Here is a 12,849-nt window from a genome sequence, read left to right on the forward strand (position 1 = left end):
GGGGGCTTATGTCCGCCGCAAGGGAACCACCCAGGAGTTTGAGAGACATGAGGCCATTCATCACCGGGCTGGCCGCCACCTTGGCCGTGCTGGCCTTGGCGCCGGCCGCCATCTCCCAAGGCAAGAAGGCCGAGGAGATTCCGGAAAAGGCGCGCACCCAGGGGATGGCCGAGGCTCCGGCCCTCGCCAAGGCCGCTGGCATCGCCTGCAACGTCACCGACGCGCGCTTCATCGGCAAGAACGCCGACAAGAAGACCAAGCAGACCACCGGCTACTACGAAATCGACTGCGACCAGGGCGTGGGCTTCGTGCTCTCGGCCGTGGAAGGCGGCGCGACCACCTCCTTCACCTGCATCGAGGCGAACTCGCCCGGTCCGGACGGCAAGCCGTCCAGCCTGGCCTGCAAGCTGCCGGGCAACGCCGATCCGAAGTCGGATCTCGGCCCGATCCTGGCCGCCGCCAAGGTGCAGTGCACTCCCGAGGCCGTCCGCGGCATCGGCCAGAGCGCCAGCGCCACCTATCTGGAAGTCGCCTGCCAGGGCTCGCCCCAGGGCTATGTCCTGAAGACCAGCTCGCCGATGGATGCGGCCAAGCCGGCCGAGGCCACCGACTGCATGCTGTATGACGGCGGCCAGTCGAACATCTCCTGCACCCTGCGCACCAAGGAACAGCGCCTGGCCATCGTCGACACCGTCGCGGCCGCCGCCAACAACGGCTGCGCCGTGAAGGACCGCAAGTACGTCGGCCAGTCGCAGTCGGGCTCGACCTTCTTCGAAGCGTCCTGCAACGACGGCAAGGGCTACATGTACCGTGTCGACGCCGGCAAGCTGGCCCAGACCTACGAGTGCGCCAAGGCCTCGGCGATCATGGGCGGCTGCACCCTGACCGACGCCAAGGAAGCCATGATGGAGCAGAACGGGCTCTACACCCGCCTCTCCAAGGCGGCCGGCTTCAACTGCGACGTCTCCAAGTACGCGCCCTTCCCCGGCCCGGCCGGCAAGGACATCGTCGAGATGGCCTGCTCGAACCGTCCGGACGGCGGCGTCGGCGTCTTCGGCGGCCCGAACGAGAAGCCGCTGGTCTATGACTGCGCCCGCGCGCCGATCGCCGGCTATCGCTGCTCGTTCACCAAGCTGGACGCCAATAGCTACGGCGCCGTCACCGCCGACCTGAAGGCGACCGGCAAGGCCTCCTGCGCGGTGTCCAACGCCCGCATCATCGGCAAGACCGCCAAGGGCACCACCTATATGGAAGTCGCCTGCGCCGACGGTCTGAAGGGCTACGTCATCGAGTACGCCGCCGACCTGAAGCCGATCGAGTCCATCGGTTGCGCCTTCTCGGGCCAGTGCAAGCTGCCCGGCAACACCTGATCGGCCGACCGATCCGAACGACGAAGGCCCCGGGGATCGCTCCCCGGGGCCTTTTTCTTTGGCCTATCGCCCGATGGCGGCGAGGTCGAAGGGGGTGGTCTGGTAGATCTCGTTGATCCAGTTGGCGAACAGCAGATGGGCGTGGCTGCGCCAGCGGTTGGTGGGCGTCCGGGCCGGATCGCCCCCGGGGAAGTAGTGCGCGGGCGGCGCGGTCGAGGGGTCCTTGGCGACGTCGCGGGCGAACTCGTCGGCCAGGGTGGTCGCCTCGTATTCCAGGTGGTTGAACATGTGCAGCGCCCGCTGCCCGGCGTCTTCGATCAGGCACAGGCCGGATTCCTCGGAGTCCAGCAGCACCTTCAGCCGCCCGTCGGCCGGCAGGTCTTCCCGTCGCACCTCGGTATGGCGCGACACCGGCACGTCGATCTCGTCGGCCAACCCGCGCAGGATCGGCGAGGCCGGCGCCACGACCTGGTGCGCATAGACCCCCGACAGCTTCTGCGGCAGCTGGTGCTTGGGCACGCCGTGGAAGTGCTGCAACGCCGCCTGCGCGCCCCAGCAGACGTTGAACGACGCATGCACGTGGGTCCGCGTCCAGTCGAAGATCCGCCGCAGTTCGTCCCAGTAGCCGACCTCCTCGAACGGCAGGGTCTCGACCGGCGCCCCGGTGACGATGAAGCCGTCGAAGGTGCGCTCGCGCACTTCGTCCCAGGTCCGGTAGAAGGCCGACATGTGGCTGGCCGACGTGTTGCGCGGCGTGTGGCTCGCCAGCTGGATCAGCGACAGCTCGACCTGTAGGGGCGTCGCCCCGAGCAGCCGGGCGAATTGCGCCTCGGTGCGCGGCTTGTCGGGCATCAGGTTCAGCAGGCCGAACTGCAGCGGCCGGATGTCCTGGCGCGCCGCATCGGTCTCGCGCATCACCACCAGGCCTTCGGCCTCGAGCGTGGCGCGCGCGGGCAGGGTGTCGGGAATCTTGATCGGCATGACTTCGCCCTCGTCTCGAAATCGGCGCGGGACGACGGAGCTGGGATCACCCGTTTCGTTGCCGTCTCGGCCACATCCCCCCTTGCGGGAGCGCCACCTTGCTCGGGAAGCAGGTTGGCGTCGGGCGAAGGCCCGACTCTTGATGCGAGGTCTGCTCTATCGCCGCCGGGCACGGGCCGCAAGTCCTGGGGCCTGCCCCAAAGCGCGTCACCCCGTCCGCTGGAAGCTCGTCGAAGGCTGGGCCGCGTCGGCGGCGGTCAGGCGCACGGTCATCTCGTCGCCGATCTCGACCTTGTGCGCGGCCACCCGCGCCACCACCGGCAGGTCGCAGAGCTGCATGCGCGCGCCGCGCTCGTCGATGTCGGTGACGACGGCGCGGAAGGTCTCGCCTATCCGCCCCTGCAGCATCAAGGCCTCGGCCATGTCGATGGCCGCCCGATCCAGCTGCCCCGAGCGGGAGTCGGCCCGCGCCATCACCTCCGGCAGCTTCTCGAACGCCGCGCTCGCCGCTTCCGGGACCGGCTTGCCGTTCGCGACCGCCAGGGCCGCCATCACCACATAGCGGTCGGCCAGGCGCCGCAAGGGCGCGGTGGCATGCGCATAGGTCGCCGCCATGGCCGCATGCCAGGGCGGCGCGCCCTCGCGATAGGGCACGTAGCCGGCCGGGGCGCTGGCCCGCCGCACCGCCAGCATGAAGGCCGCCTGCTTGGGATCTGCCGGGTCGAGGCCAAGCTCGAACTGCGCCAGGCTCTCCATCTGCGGCCAGACAAGGCCAAAGGCCCGCGCCGTCTGCCGCAGCCGCTTCACCGCCCGCGCGTCCGGCTCGGGCATCACCCGGAACAGGCCCGTGCGGTGGACGTGCAGCGTCCCGGCCACCGCCAGGTTGGTGGCCAGCGACAGGGCCGCGTTCTGCGCCTCCGCCTCCGTGCGCGGGCGGAAGCGCAGCTGCAGCCGCCCATCCACCACCGCCACCTCCTGTTCGGGCGGATCGACCCGTGCAGCCCCGCGCCGGGCTTCCGCCGCGGCGATCCGCGCGGCCAGCTCGGCGAAGCCCGCCGGCAGTTCCTCGGGCCTGACGGTCTCGTAGGCCAGCTTGGCCCGGCTGGCGATCACCGCCCGCTCCACGCCCTCCAGCGCGACCTCGCCGTCCGCGCCGACCCGCACGGTGAACACCACCGCCGGCCGCGGGCCATCGGGCAGCAGGCTCGCGGCCCCTTCGCTCAGCACCGGCGGATAGAGCCCGGCCTTGGCGCCGGGCATGTAGGTGGTGGTCCCGCGCCGCCAGGCCTCCTCGTCGATCGGCCCGCCGTTGTCGACGAACCAGGCGACGTCGGCGATGGCGTAATGCAGCAAGAGGTCGCCGCCGCTGGCCTCGATGGCGAAGGCTTGGTCGAGGTCGGTCGAACTGGCCGGGTCGAGGGTCACGAACGGCCTGTCCGTGCGGTCGGCGTGCTCGGTAGGCCTGCGCCCGACCGCCGCCTGCGCCGCAGCCAGCACCTGCGGCGGGAAGTCCCCGGGAACCTTGTAGCGGCGGCGGAGTTCGGCCACGCCCTGGCTCAGGGCGGCGCCGGGATCGACAAGGGCTTTCATGCCCAAGGTCTCTCAGGTCGAAGCCGATCAGGCCAGAGCATTTTCCGCCGAAGTGGATGCCGGTTCGGCGAAGAAAATGCTCCGAATTCAAAGGGCCTGGAGCCGGATCAGGTCAGGCCGGATCCGGCTCCAGCCTCATCTCCATGGCGTAGTTGTGGATCGCCACGCCGCGCACCTCGAAATCCCGCCGCCGCACGACGGCGAAGCCCTTGCGCGCGAACAGCGGCCGCGCCAGTTCGCTGGCCTCGACGTATAGGCGATCGGCTCCCGCCTCGCGCGCCGCGGCGATCAGCCGGTCCAGCAGCTCGCCCGCCACCCCGGTTCCGGCGGCGTCAGGCCGCGCGTAAAGCATGTCCACATGCCCGTCGGCCTCCAGGTCGCCGAACGCCGCCACCTGTCCGGCGCCGTCCTCCGCCACCAGGGTCAGCCGCCCGTCGCCGGCCCGCGCCTGAACCTGCTCGGCCGCGACCGGCGCCGGCGCCCAAGCCGCGACCTGCGCCTCGGTATAGGCCCGCACGCCCAGCGCCCGCACGGAGTCGAAATAGAGCCGCCCGATCGCCTCGGCGTCGGCGGCGGCGTAGCGTCGGAAGGAAAAGGCGCTCATGGCCCGTTGCTACCACCGTGATCGCGCCAGGACGAGCCAGCGCGCGGGGCGTTAAGCCCCGGACAATCACAATGTCAGATTGTAGGAAAATCGATAATCGCGCGGATTGACGAGGCGCCTATGCCCCAGCCTTGGCTGAAGGGTTCCGCCATCGCGGCGGTCATGGCCGTGGCCCTGCTGACAGCAGGTCCCGCGCCTGGCCAGACCACACTCTCGCCTGGCTGGCTGGCCAGCCTGCAGGGCGTCTTTGTGCCAGATCCTTCGCACGGCGCCGACTATGAAGCCGTCTTCCTCCGCGGCAAAGACCCCGTGATCGTCCACCGAAAGGGTGTCTGGCTGCGGGTGAGCGAAGGCACGACCGAGCAAAGGTTCGCCAGTTATGTTGGCCTGTCGACAGGAAGCCAGATCGTGGTCGCCAGCGACGCCCAAGGCCGTTACGCCTCGATCTTCATCCGCAGATCCAAGCCCTCGCCCAAAACCGACTACCGCAGCTTCAAGACCAGCGAACGCAGACAGGTGCTCGGGGAGCCCTGCGAGGTCTGGAGCGTCTGGCGCGAAGAGCCGCCCGCCCCGAAGCAAAGACCGCTGCAACGGATCGGCTGCGTCACCGCCGATGGGATCGAACTCTGGCGTCGTAGAGAAGACCAACACCCGGCCGAGGCGGTCCAGGTGACGCGCCGGCGGTTCGACGCCGAAGAGGTCCAGCCTCCGCGCGACCTGCTCGATCTTGCCCCCTGGGTCGGCGACGCCTCCGCCGCCCCCTCCGCGGGCGATTACGAGGTCATGCTTAAGGGGGCGCGGCCTGGGTCGTCCATCACGATACGCCGCCATGGCGACTGGCTCTACAACGACGTCCGCTATCCTGCTGGCCGAAGCGTCGAAAGCCGCAGGGCCGACGACAGCGTAGCGCTGTATTTCTCCCTTTCAGCCGGCGGCGCAGACCGTTCGCTGGACTTCCGCAGACCTAATCCCAGCACACGTGCTCGCGTCCAAACGCTCGGTCGCTGGGAGGTCGTCAACGGAGAGCGGTGCCAGTGGGTCAATCTCGTAACGGACATCGAGGATGACGGACGCAGAGAGTGCCGCGCCGCGGACGGCGCGCCCTTAAAGATCACCGAGTGGAGCTGGGGTACGGAACGCAACTTCACCGCTGTCTTCGTCAGCCGCGCCAAGCTGCGGATGGCCGACGTTCTGCCTCCGAAGGCCCTGCTCGATCCCAAGCGCTGGGGATTGCCGCACTAGGCGCACGAAAAAGGCCCGCGGATCGCTCCGCGGGCCCTTTTTTCGTCGAAGGTCCGGTTCGGCTTAGGCGGCCGAGTGGGCGTGGGCGCCCTCGCCGCGCAGGCGGTGCAGGACCTTCTGGACGAAGGCGTACACGACGCGCTGCATCGCAAGCTGGCCTTCGACGTTGCTGTAATCGGCAAACATGATCGCCTCCAAATTGCTGAGGCTCACTTATGTTGCGACGCACAAAAAATCAATGCTGCGTCGCAAAATTCTCTGTCAGAGCTTGGCGACACGCGTTCTCGCACCTGCGGCACGCCTCGGCGCAGACCGCGCAATGCGCCATGTGTGCGGCATGCTGCTCGCATTCCTCCGCGCACAGCCGGCAGGCTTCCTGGCAGAGTTCGAGCGTCCGCTGGACCAGCAGTTGGTTCGACCCCGTCCGCCGGGTCGCCAGCGTCCCGGCCACGCCGCAGACGTCGGCGCAGTCCAGGCAGCTTCGGATGCACTGGGCGAGATCGGCCACACGCGCCTCGCCCAGGCACGCGTCCGCGCACGAGGTGCAGGTCTGGGCGCAGTCGTAGCAGGCCTCGATACAGGCGATCAGCGCGCCGTTGGCCTCGCCGTGAGCCTGTGGGTGCGTGGAAATGATCTGCTGGACGTGCATGGCGCCGCTCCGGGGTGGGTTGTGGGGATGTCCCTTCAACCCACCGGTCCGCGCCGATGTTCCGCCGCTCCTAGATCGCCGCCTCGATGAACTTCGGGCCCGGCTCGGCCATGGCGCGGGCGAAGGCGGCGTCGAAGTCCTCGGCCGTCTCGCAGCGCACGGCCGGCACGCCCAGGCCCTTGGCCAGCGACACCCAGTCGATCTTCGGATTGCCCAGGTCCAGCAGTTGGCTGGCCGACGGCCCCGGATTGCCCGACCCCGTGCGGCCCATCTCGATGTTCAGGATGCGGTAGCTGTGATTGGCGAACACCACCACGGTCACGTCCTGGTTCTCGCGCGCCATCGTCCACAGCGACTGCACCGTGTACATGGCCGAACCGTCGCCGTTCAGCGAGACCACCTTGCGATCCGGCGCGGCCGTGGCCGCCCCGATCGCCAGCGGCCCGCCGATGCCGATCGCCCCGCCGGTCAGGGCCAGCACGTCGTGCGCCTTGGCGGTCGCGCAGGGCACGGCGATCCCGCCGCCCGAGGTCACCGAGTCGTCGCAGATGATCGCGCCCTCGGGCAGGTGGCGCGCCACCGACACCCCGGCCGACTGCGGCGTCAGCGGCCCTGTCGGGGCCGCGTCGGCCACCTTCAGCGGTTGCGAAGGCCCGCTGGCCGGCGCGCCCAGGGCGTCGGCCAGGGCCGCCAGGCCCGCCACGGCGTCTTCCGAACGCTGGACCAGGGTCATGGTCTCGCAGCCCTCGGGGACCAGCACGCTGGGCCGGTCGGGATAGGCGAAGAAGGCGACCGGCGTCGTCGTGCCGACGAACACCATCAGCTCGGTCCCGGCCAGATCGGCCAGCGCCGCCTCGCCGAAATACTGCATCCGCGCCGGTTGGAAGATCCCCGCCCCGCGCGGCTGGCGCGCGCAGAAGGTGTCGGCCATCACCCGCAGGCCCGCCGCCTGCAACCGTGCGGCCTGTTCCAGCGCCGCCGCGCCGGTGGCGTCGCCGCCCAGCAGCACCACGGTCCTGGCGCTCGCCCGCACCGCCTTGGCCACGTCCTCGACCACGCCGGCGCCGGGCGCGGCGCGCACCGGACGCTCGGCCTTGGCGCTGACCTTGCCGGTCTCCAGCCAGGCGGAGTCCGCCGGCAGGATCAGGCTGACCGGGCCGCCGGGCGGGCCATAGCTGGCCTCGATCGCCTCGGCGGTGATGTCGGCCACCGTGTCGGGGCTGTCGGCCGACTTCACCCACAGCGAATTCGGCCCGACGATGGTCGGGATGTCCGAGTTCAGCGGCGCGTCGTACTGGCGGTGATAGGTGGCGTGGTCGCCGACCACGTTGACGATCGGGGTGAAGGCCCGCCGGGCGTTGTGCAGATTGGCCAGGCCGTTGCCGTAGCCGGGGCCCAGGTGCAGCAGGGTGCAGGCCGGCGTCCCGGCGATGCGTCCGTAGCCGTCCGCCGCCCCCGTCGCCACGCCCTCGAACAGGCACAGCACCGGGCGCATCTTCGGCTGGCGGTCCAGCGCCGCCACGAACTGCATCTCGCTGGTGCCCGGATTGGCGAAGCAGGCGGTGACCTCGTTGTCGACGAGGGTCGTAATCAGGGCGTCGGCGCCGTTCATGCTCAAAACACCATCACATCAATTGCTTCTGAAAACAGCCGCTCCACCTCGCCGGCCCTCAAGGACCGCGCGATGGGCTGGGCGATATAGCCCTTGTCGGTGATCTCCCCGGCGTTCGGGTCGGGGGCCGTGGCCAGCACCAGGGCCCGGGCGATCCGGCCGCCCGATCCCTTGGCCGCGGCGTTGTAGCGGGCGATCCCCTCGCGCACGGCCGCCTCGACCTCGGCCCGCGCCCAGGTCGGGTTGGGGTAGAACAGCAGGCCCAGCGCCTCGCGCCCCTCGCCGCAGACGACCGCGTCGGTGACCGCGTCGCCCACCGCCGAGACCGCCTTCACCCGCAGGTCGCCAACCGTCACGAAGGTGCCGCTGGCCAGCTTGAAGTTCTCGGAAATCCGTCCGTCGAAGGCCAGCCCGGCCTGCGGCTCGCCCGCCTCGACGAACCGCGCCGCGTCGCCCAGCAGGTAGAAGCCGTCCTCGTCGAAGCTCTGCGCCGACAGATCCGGACGCCCCAGGTATCCGGGCGAGACCTGCGGCCCCTTCACCCGGAACTCCAGCTTGCCGGCGGCGGGGGTCAGCTTCACCTGGGTGCCCGGCACGGGCAGGCCGATCAGGCCCATCTTCTCGTTGGTCCAGTGGACGTTGCAGGCGGTCGGCCCGGTCTCGGTCGCGCCATAGCCGGACGCGAAGCTGATCTTCTCGCCCACAGTCGCCACCGCCACCGCCTGGATGCGGTCGCAGATGTCCTGGCCAAGGGCCGCGCCGCCGTATTGCAGCACCCGCACGCGCGCGAAGAACATCTTCGCCAGCGCCTCGTCGCGCTCCAGCTCGCCGGCCAGCAGCATCCAGCCCGCCGGCACCATGTTGTGATAGGTGGGCGAGACCAGCTTCAGGTTCGCCGCCGTATCGCCGAACCGCCCCGCCACCGGCTGGCCGGCGTCGACATAGACGCTGCCGCCCCGGTGCAGGGCCATGTGCAGGATCGAGTTGGCCCCCAGGCTGTGGCTCCAGGGCGCCGAGTTGACGATCACCGGCGGCTCGTCGTCGGTAAAGCAGGCGTCGATCTGGGCCGCGTTCGTCGCGATCCCCTTGTGCAGGCAGACCACCGCCTTGGGCAGGCCCGTGGAGCCGGAGGTCAACAGGTACTTGGCGTGGTCCTCAGGCTGGGCCGTCGGTTCGGCCGGCGTTGCGGCCAGCAGGCGCTCCAGCGGCACGTCCCCGCCCCGCGCGTTCTTCCCCGCGATCACCGGCAGGCCGGCCAGGAACGGCGCGTCGAGCGCCTCGCCGAACAGGGCCGCATCCTCGGTATAGACCGCGGCGGGCTTCAGCACCTCGACCGCATGGGCCAAGCGCGCGAGGTTCGCCCCCGGCAGGCCGTACTGCGGCGAGACCGGCGCGACCGGCATGCCCTGGCTCATCGCGCCATAACTGATCAGCGCGTGGTCGACGCCGTTGCGGGCCAGGATCAGCAGCGGCCGTTCTCCGACCACGCCCAGTTCGCGAAGGCCGCCTGCCAAAGCTCGCACGACATCCCAGGCCTGGCTGAACGACACCTCGCGCCAACCCTCGCCCGACCGCTCGGCGATCCAGGTCCGCCCCGGCGCCTCGACGGCCCAGCGCGCCATCGCCTGGGTCATGGTGACGAAGTTCGTCGCGTGCGGCGTCGGGTTGGTGAGAATCAGCTCGCCCCCGCCCCGGTCCTCGACCTCCAGCCGCCGCGGTGCGTAGCGCGGATCGCGAAAGGGAGCGTCGACAAGGCGGATTCTAGCGTCCATGGGCCGATAGCCTTAGCGGCGCCGCGCGGCGGGCGCTATCCCCTCCGCGCGCGTCTCCCGAGGTGTCTCTCCCTCTCGTGTCATCCTGGTTTCGGCCGAAGGCCGAAGACCGGGACCCATGAACACCGGATGGATCAGAAAGGGGCTCGGCCGCGCCATCTCCTCGGCCATCTGGCGGCAATGGGTCCCGGTCTTGCTTCGCAAACCGGGATGACACCTATGGAAGCTCCGCCAGCCGCCGCTCCAGATACAGCCGCTCGGCCGGCGCGGGGCCCAGGGCCAGGGCCGCGCGATAGGCGTCCTTCGCCGCCTCTGGTCGCCCGGCCTGCGCGCTGAGCCATGCCCGCGCGACCTGCCAGGGCAGCCAGGCCTCCAGCCGCTCGCTCGCCTCCAACGCCGCCAGCCCCGCCTGCGCGCCGTCGGCATGGCCGATCGCCACCGCCCGGTTCACCGCGCTGATCGGCCCCGGCCGCAGCACCGCCAGCGCCTCGTACAGCGTCGCGATCTCGCGCCAGGGCGTCACGCCGGTCTGCAGGCGCGAGACGTGCGCCGCGTGGATCGCCGCCAGGACCTGCCGCGGGCCGGTCCGCCGCATCGCCGCCGCCCGGTCCAGCAGCCGCGCGGCCTGCCCGATCTGCACCGCGTCCCATTCTTCGACGACCTGCTCGGCCAGCGGGACCATCGCCCCGCCGGCGTCCAGCCGCGCCGGCCGCCGCGCCTCGGCCAGCCGCACCAGCGCCGCCAGCCCGAGCACCTCCGGCTCGTCGGGCAGCAGCGCCGCCAGCACTCCGGTCAGCCGCATGGCCTCGCCCGCGAACACCGCTCCCTCCCCGGCCAGGGCGGCGTCCTCGTAAGCCAGGGCGTAGGCGATTTCGACCGTGGCCAGCACCGCCTCCAGCCGCTCGGCCCAGGCTTCCCGGGCCGGGACCTCGAACCGCACCCGGGCCGCGGCGATCTTCTTCTTGGCGCGGGTGATGCGCTGCAAGATCGTCGGCTCGGGCGTCAGGAAGGCCCGCGCGATCGCCCCGCTCGACAGGCCGCAGACCACCTTCAGGGTCAGGGCGATGCGCGCCTCCGCGGCCAGGGCCGGATGGCAGCAGGCGAAGATCAGGCTCAGCCGCTCGTCGGGGATCGGGGCCTGCGCGGCCATCAGCGCCTCCTCCGGGGTCGGCTCCGGCTCGGGCCGATCATGGACGGCGCGGCTGCGCACGCCGGCCCGCCGCCGCGCGTCCAGCCCCTTGCGCAGGGCCGCCCGCCACAGCCAGGCGGCCGCATCGCGCGGCGGCTCGCTCCGCCAGGCGCTCACCGCCGCGGCGGCGGCCTCGGCGAAGGCGTCCTGCGCCAGGTCCAGGTCGCCGAACCGCGCCGCCAGGCCGGCCACGACCTTTAGCCGGGCGTCCTCGACGGCGCGTCCGATGTCCATCGGGTCAGTATTGCGAGACGGGGCGGACCTCGACCTTGCCGCCCGGAACCACCGGTATGCGCCGCGCCACCGCCAGGGCGGCGTCCAGCCCCTCGACCTGGATCAGGTAGTAGCCGCCCAGGGTCTCGCGGGTCTCGGCGTAAGGCCCGTCGTGCAGGGTCTGCTTGCCGGTCGCGTCGGTCGCCACCGTGGTCGCCGTGGACGCAGGCTCCAGCCCGTCGCCGCCCACCAGGACCCCGCCCTCGCGCAGTTCGCCCGACAGCGCCATGTGCTTGCCGACGATCTCCATCAGCAGCGCCTGCCCCGGCTCGCCCTCGTAGGCGGCCTCGGGCTCATAGATCAGCAGCATGTATTGCATGGGTCTCACCCCTGGTTCGCAGCGACGCGCGCTCCGCGTCGACAGATAGACGCGCCGGCTCGCCGCGATTCGACAGGGCCGCGAACAATCGCGCGCTTTTCCGCGCCGCCACCCAGGGCGCCAGCAGGCCCAGGGATCCTGCCAGAATCGCCCCGTCCGTCAGGGCGGCGCGCGCCGCGGCCTTCTCGTCGCGCCGCAGCCGCAGATGGAAGCCGGCCGCCGTCGCCGCGCGCGTCGCCTCGCAATAGGGCGCCCAGGCCGCCCGCAGCAGCACCCACAGCCCGGCCAGCAGCAGGGCCAGCGCCGCCAGTTGCCCCACGCTCGGCGCCGCGCCTACGTCGGGGGTCGGGAAGAAGCCGGAGGCCAGACCCAGCATCACGCCGGCGATGAACAGCAAGATCATCACGCTGGCGAACCAGCCGATGGCGAAGGCGCTGTAGAGCGGCTCGCGCCCCGCCGCCCCGGCGTCGAAGCCCAGCCGCGCGCCCGGATGTCGCAGCCCGCCCCACAGAGCGGCGGTCCGCGCCCGCTGCGCACGGGGCGCCCACCAGCCGGCGGTGACGACCATCAGGGCCGCGTCGCGCAGCTCGCGCGCGGCGAAGGCGACGGGCGAGCCCTCGACCTCGAACATCTCCCCACGCCAGGCCGTGCGGCTGGCCAGGTAGACGAAGCCTGCAAAGCGGGTGAACCCATGTGCGTAGACCGCGCCGGCGACCAGCAGCACGATCAGCGGCGCTCCCCACGCGCCCATGGCCTGCAGGCTGGTCCAGGCGCCGAGCAGGCAGCCTCCGATCACCAGCCACTTGATCAGGAAGCCGGCCAGCAGCTCGCCGCCGCTGCCGCCGTAATCCAGCGGATCGCCGCCCAGGTCGGTGGCGTCCCACAGCCAGCGCCGCGTCTCGCTGCGCCCCCAGAACCGGTGCAGGGTCAGGGTCGGAACGGCCAGCAGCGCGCCGCGCAGGCTCAAGGCCCGGAAGGCTTCCGTGTCCAGGTGCTGTTCAGGCGACAGGCTCGTGCCGCCGGGTGCGACGTCGGTTCGCGACATCTACTCCTCACTACGCGCGTGACCGAGCCTGTCACTGCGGCGCCGAAGCGCCACCCCGCTCAGGCGACTATAGCCTAGCCGCCAAGAGTTTCCGAGAACCGAAGGCCGGCCGCCTTCGGCCGCATCGGCGCACGTTTCCGAAACGGAGCGAATTGCCGCGTGGGCCGGCCGCGATTTTGTGGCAGTCAGGACGACGTCATCCA

Annotated in this window: 12 protein-coding genes and 1 riboswitch; of the genes, 2 read left to right on the forward strand and 10 right to left on the reverse strand. The window is 71.0% G+C overall.

Annotation, left to right across the window (positions count from 1 at the left end):
- The first annotated feature begins 47 nt into the window (after nt 1-47).
- Nucleotides 48-1,370: a hypothetical protein gene (locus ACE3T2_RS11955; protein ID WP_374657580.1), complete on the forward strand. Its 1,323-nt coding sequence runs from the start codon at nt 48-50 to the stop codon at nt 1,368-1,370.
- Between the two features lie 63 nt (nt 1,371-1,433).
- On the opposite strand, the gene metA is transcribed toward ACE3T2_RS11955, so the two are convergent.
- From metA to ACE3T2_RS11970, 3 genes are all read right to left on the reverse strand, one after another.
- Nucleotides 1,434-2,351 (reverse strand): homoserine O-succinyltransferase, encoded by a 918-nt coding sequence (gene metA / locus ACE3T2_RS11960; RefSeq protein ID WP_374657582.1) that lies wholly within the window; start codon nt 2,349-2,351, stop codon nt 1,434-1,436.
- Nucleotides 2,352-2,395: 44 nt separating this feature from the next.
- Nucleotides 2,396-2,502, reverse strand: a riboswitch (SAM-I-IV-variant riboswitch).
- A 56-nt stretch (nt 2,503-2,558) separates the two neighbouring features.
- Nucleotides 2,559-3,941, reverse strand: coding sequence for an RNB domain-containing ribonuclease (locus tag ACE3T2_RS11965; protein ID WP_374657584.1), 1,383 nt, complete (start codon nt 3,939-3,941; stop codon nt 2,559-2,561).
- 112 nt (nt 3,942-4,053) lie between these two features.
- Nucleotides 4,054-4,545, reverse strand: a complete 492-nt coding sequence (locus ACE3T2_RS11970; protein ID WP_374657586.1) for a GNAT family N-acetyltransferase — start codon at nt 4,543-4,545, stop codon at nt 4,054-4,056.
- Between the two features lie 120 nt (nt 4,546-4,665).
- Between ACE3T2_RS11970 and ACE3T2_RS11975 the strand changes: the two genes are divergently transcribed.
- Complete coding sequence (locus ACE3T2_RS11975) at nt 4,666-5,787, forward strand: hypothetical protein (protein WP_374657588.1); 1,122 nt, start codon at nt 4,666-4,668, stop codon at nt 5,785-5,787.
- Between the two features lie 63 nt (nt 5,788-5,850).
- Here ACE3T2_RS11975 and ACE3T2_RS11980 read toward each other — a convergent pair whose 3' ends face one another.
- The 7 genes from ACE3T2_RS11980 to ACE3T2_RS12010 form a co-directional block, all read right to left on the reverse strand.
- Nucleotides 5,851-5,973 carry a hypothetical protein gene (locus ACE3T2_RS11980; RefSeq protein ID WP_374657590.1) on the reverse strand — a complete coding sequence of 41 codons (123 nt, stop codon included), beginning with the start codon at nt 5,971-5,973 and terminating at the stop codon, nt 5,851-5,853.
- 49 nt (nt 5,974-6,022) lie between these two features.
- On the reverse strand, nt 6,023-6,475 hold the full coding sequence (locus ACE3T2_RS11985) for a four-helix bundle copper-binding protein (protein WP_374657592.1): 453 nt from the start codon (nt 6,473-6,475) through the stop codon (nt 6,023-6,025).
- Nucleotides 6,476-6,506: 31 nt separating this feature from the next.
- Nucleotides 6,507-8,048 (reverse strand): acetolactate synthase large subunit, encoded by a 1,542-nt coding sequence (locus tag ACE3T2_RS11990; RefSeq protein ID WP_374657594.1) that lies wholly within the window; start codon nt 8,046-8,048, stop codon nt 6,507-6,509.
- Nucleotides 8,049-8,050: 2 nt separating this feature from the next.
- The gene (locus ACE3T2_RS11995; RefSeq protein WP_374657596.1) at nt 8,051-9,820 is read right to left on the reverse strand and encodes a feruloyl-CoA synthase; all 1,770 of its coding nucleotides are present in this window, start codon (nt 9,818-9,820) and stop codon (nt 8,051-8,053) included.
- A 217-nt stretch (nt 9,821-10,037) separates the two neighbouring features.
- The gene (locus tag ACE3T2_RS12000; RefSeq protein ID WP_374657598.1) at nt 10,038-11,243 is read right to left on the reverse strand and encodes an RNA polymerase sigma factor; all 1,206 of its coding nucleotides are present in this window, start codon (nt 11,241-11,243) and stop codon (nt 10,038-10,040) included.
- Nucleotides 11,244-11,247: 4 nt separating this feature from the next.
- Nucleotides 11,248-11,601: a YciI family protein gene (locus ACE3T2_RS12005; RefSeq protein WP_374657600.1), complete on the reverse strand. Its 354-nt coding sequence runs from the start codon at nt 11,599-11,601 to the stop codon at nt 11,248-11,250.
- Nucleotides 11,576-12,646: a DUF898 family protein gene (locus ACE3T2_RS12010; RefSeq protein WP_374657602.1), complete on the reverse strand. Its 1,071-nt coding sequence runs from the start codon at nt 12,644-12,646 to the stop codon at nt 11,576-11,578. The genes ACE3T2_RS12005 and ACE3T2_RS12010 overlap by 26 nt, the downstream gene beginning before the upstream one ends.
- Nucleotides 12,647-12,849: the final 203 nt, after the last annotated feature.

This window comes from Phenylobacterium sp. (genome assembly GCF_041919955.1).
In the GTDB taxonomy this organism is placed as follows: domain Bacteria; phylum Pseudomonadota; class Alphaproteobacteria; order Caulobacterales; family Caulobacteraceae; genus Phenylobacterium.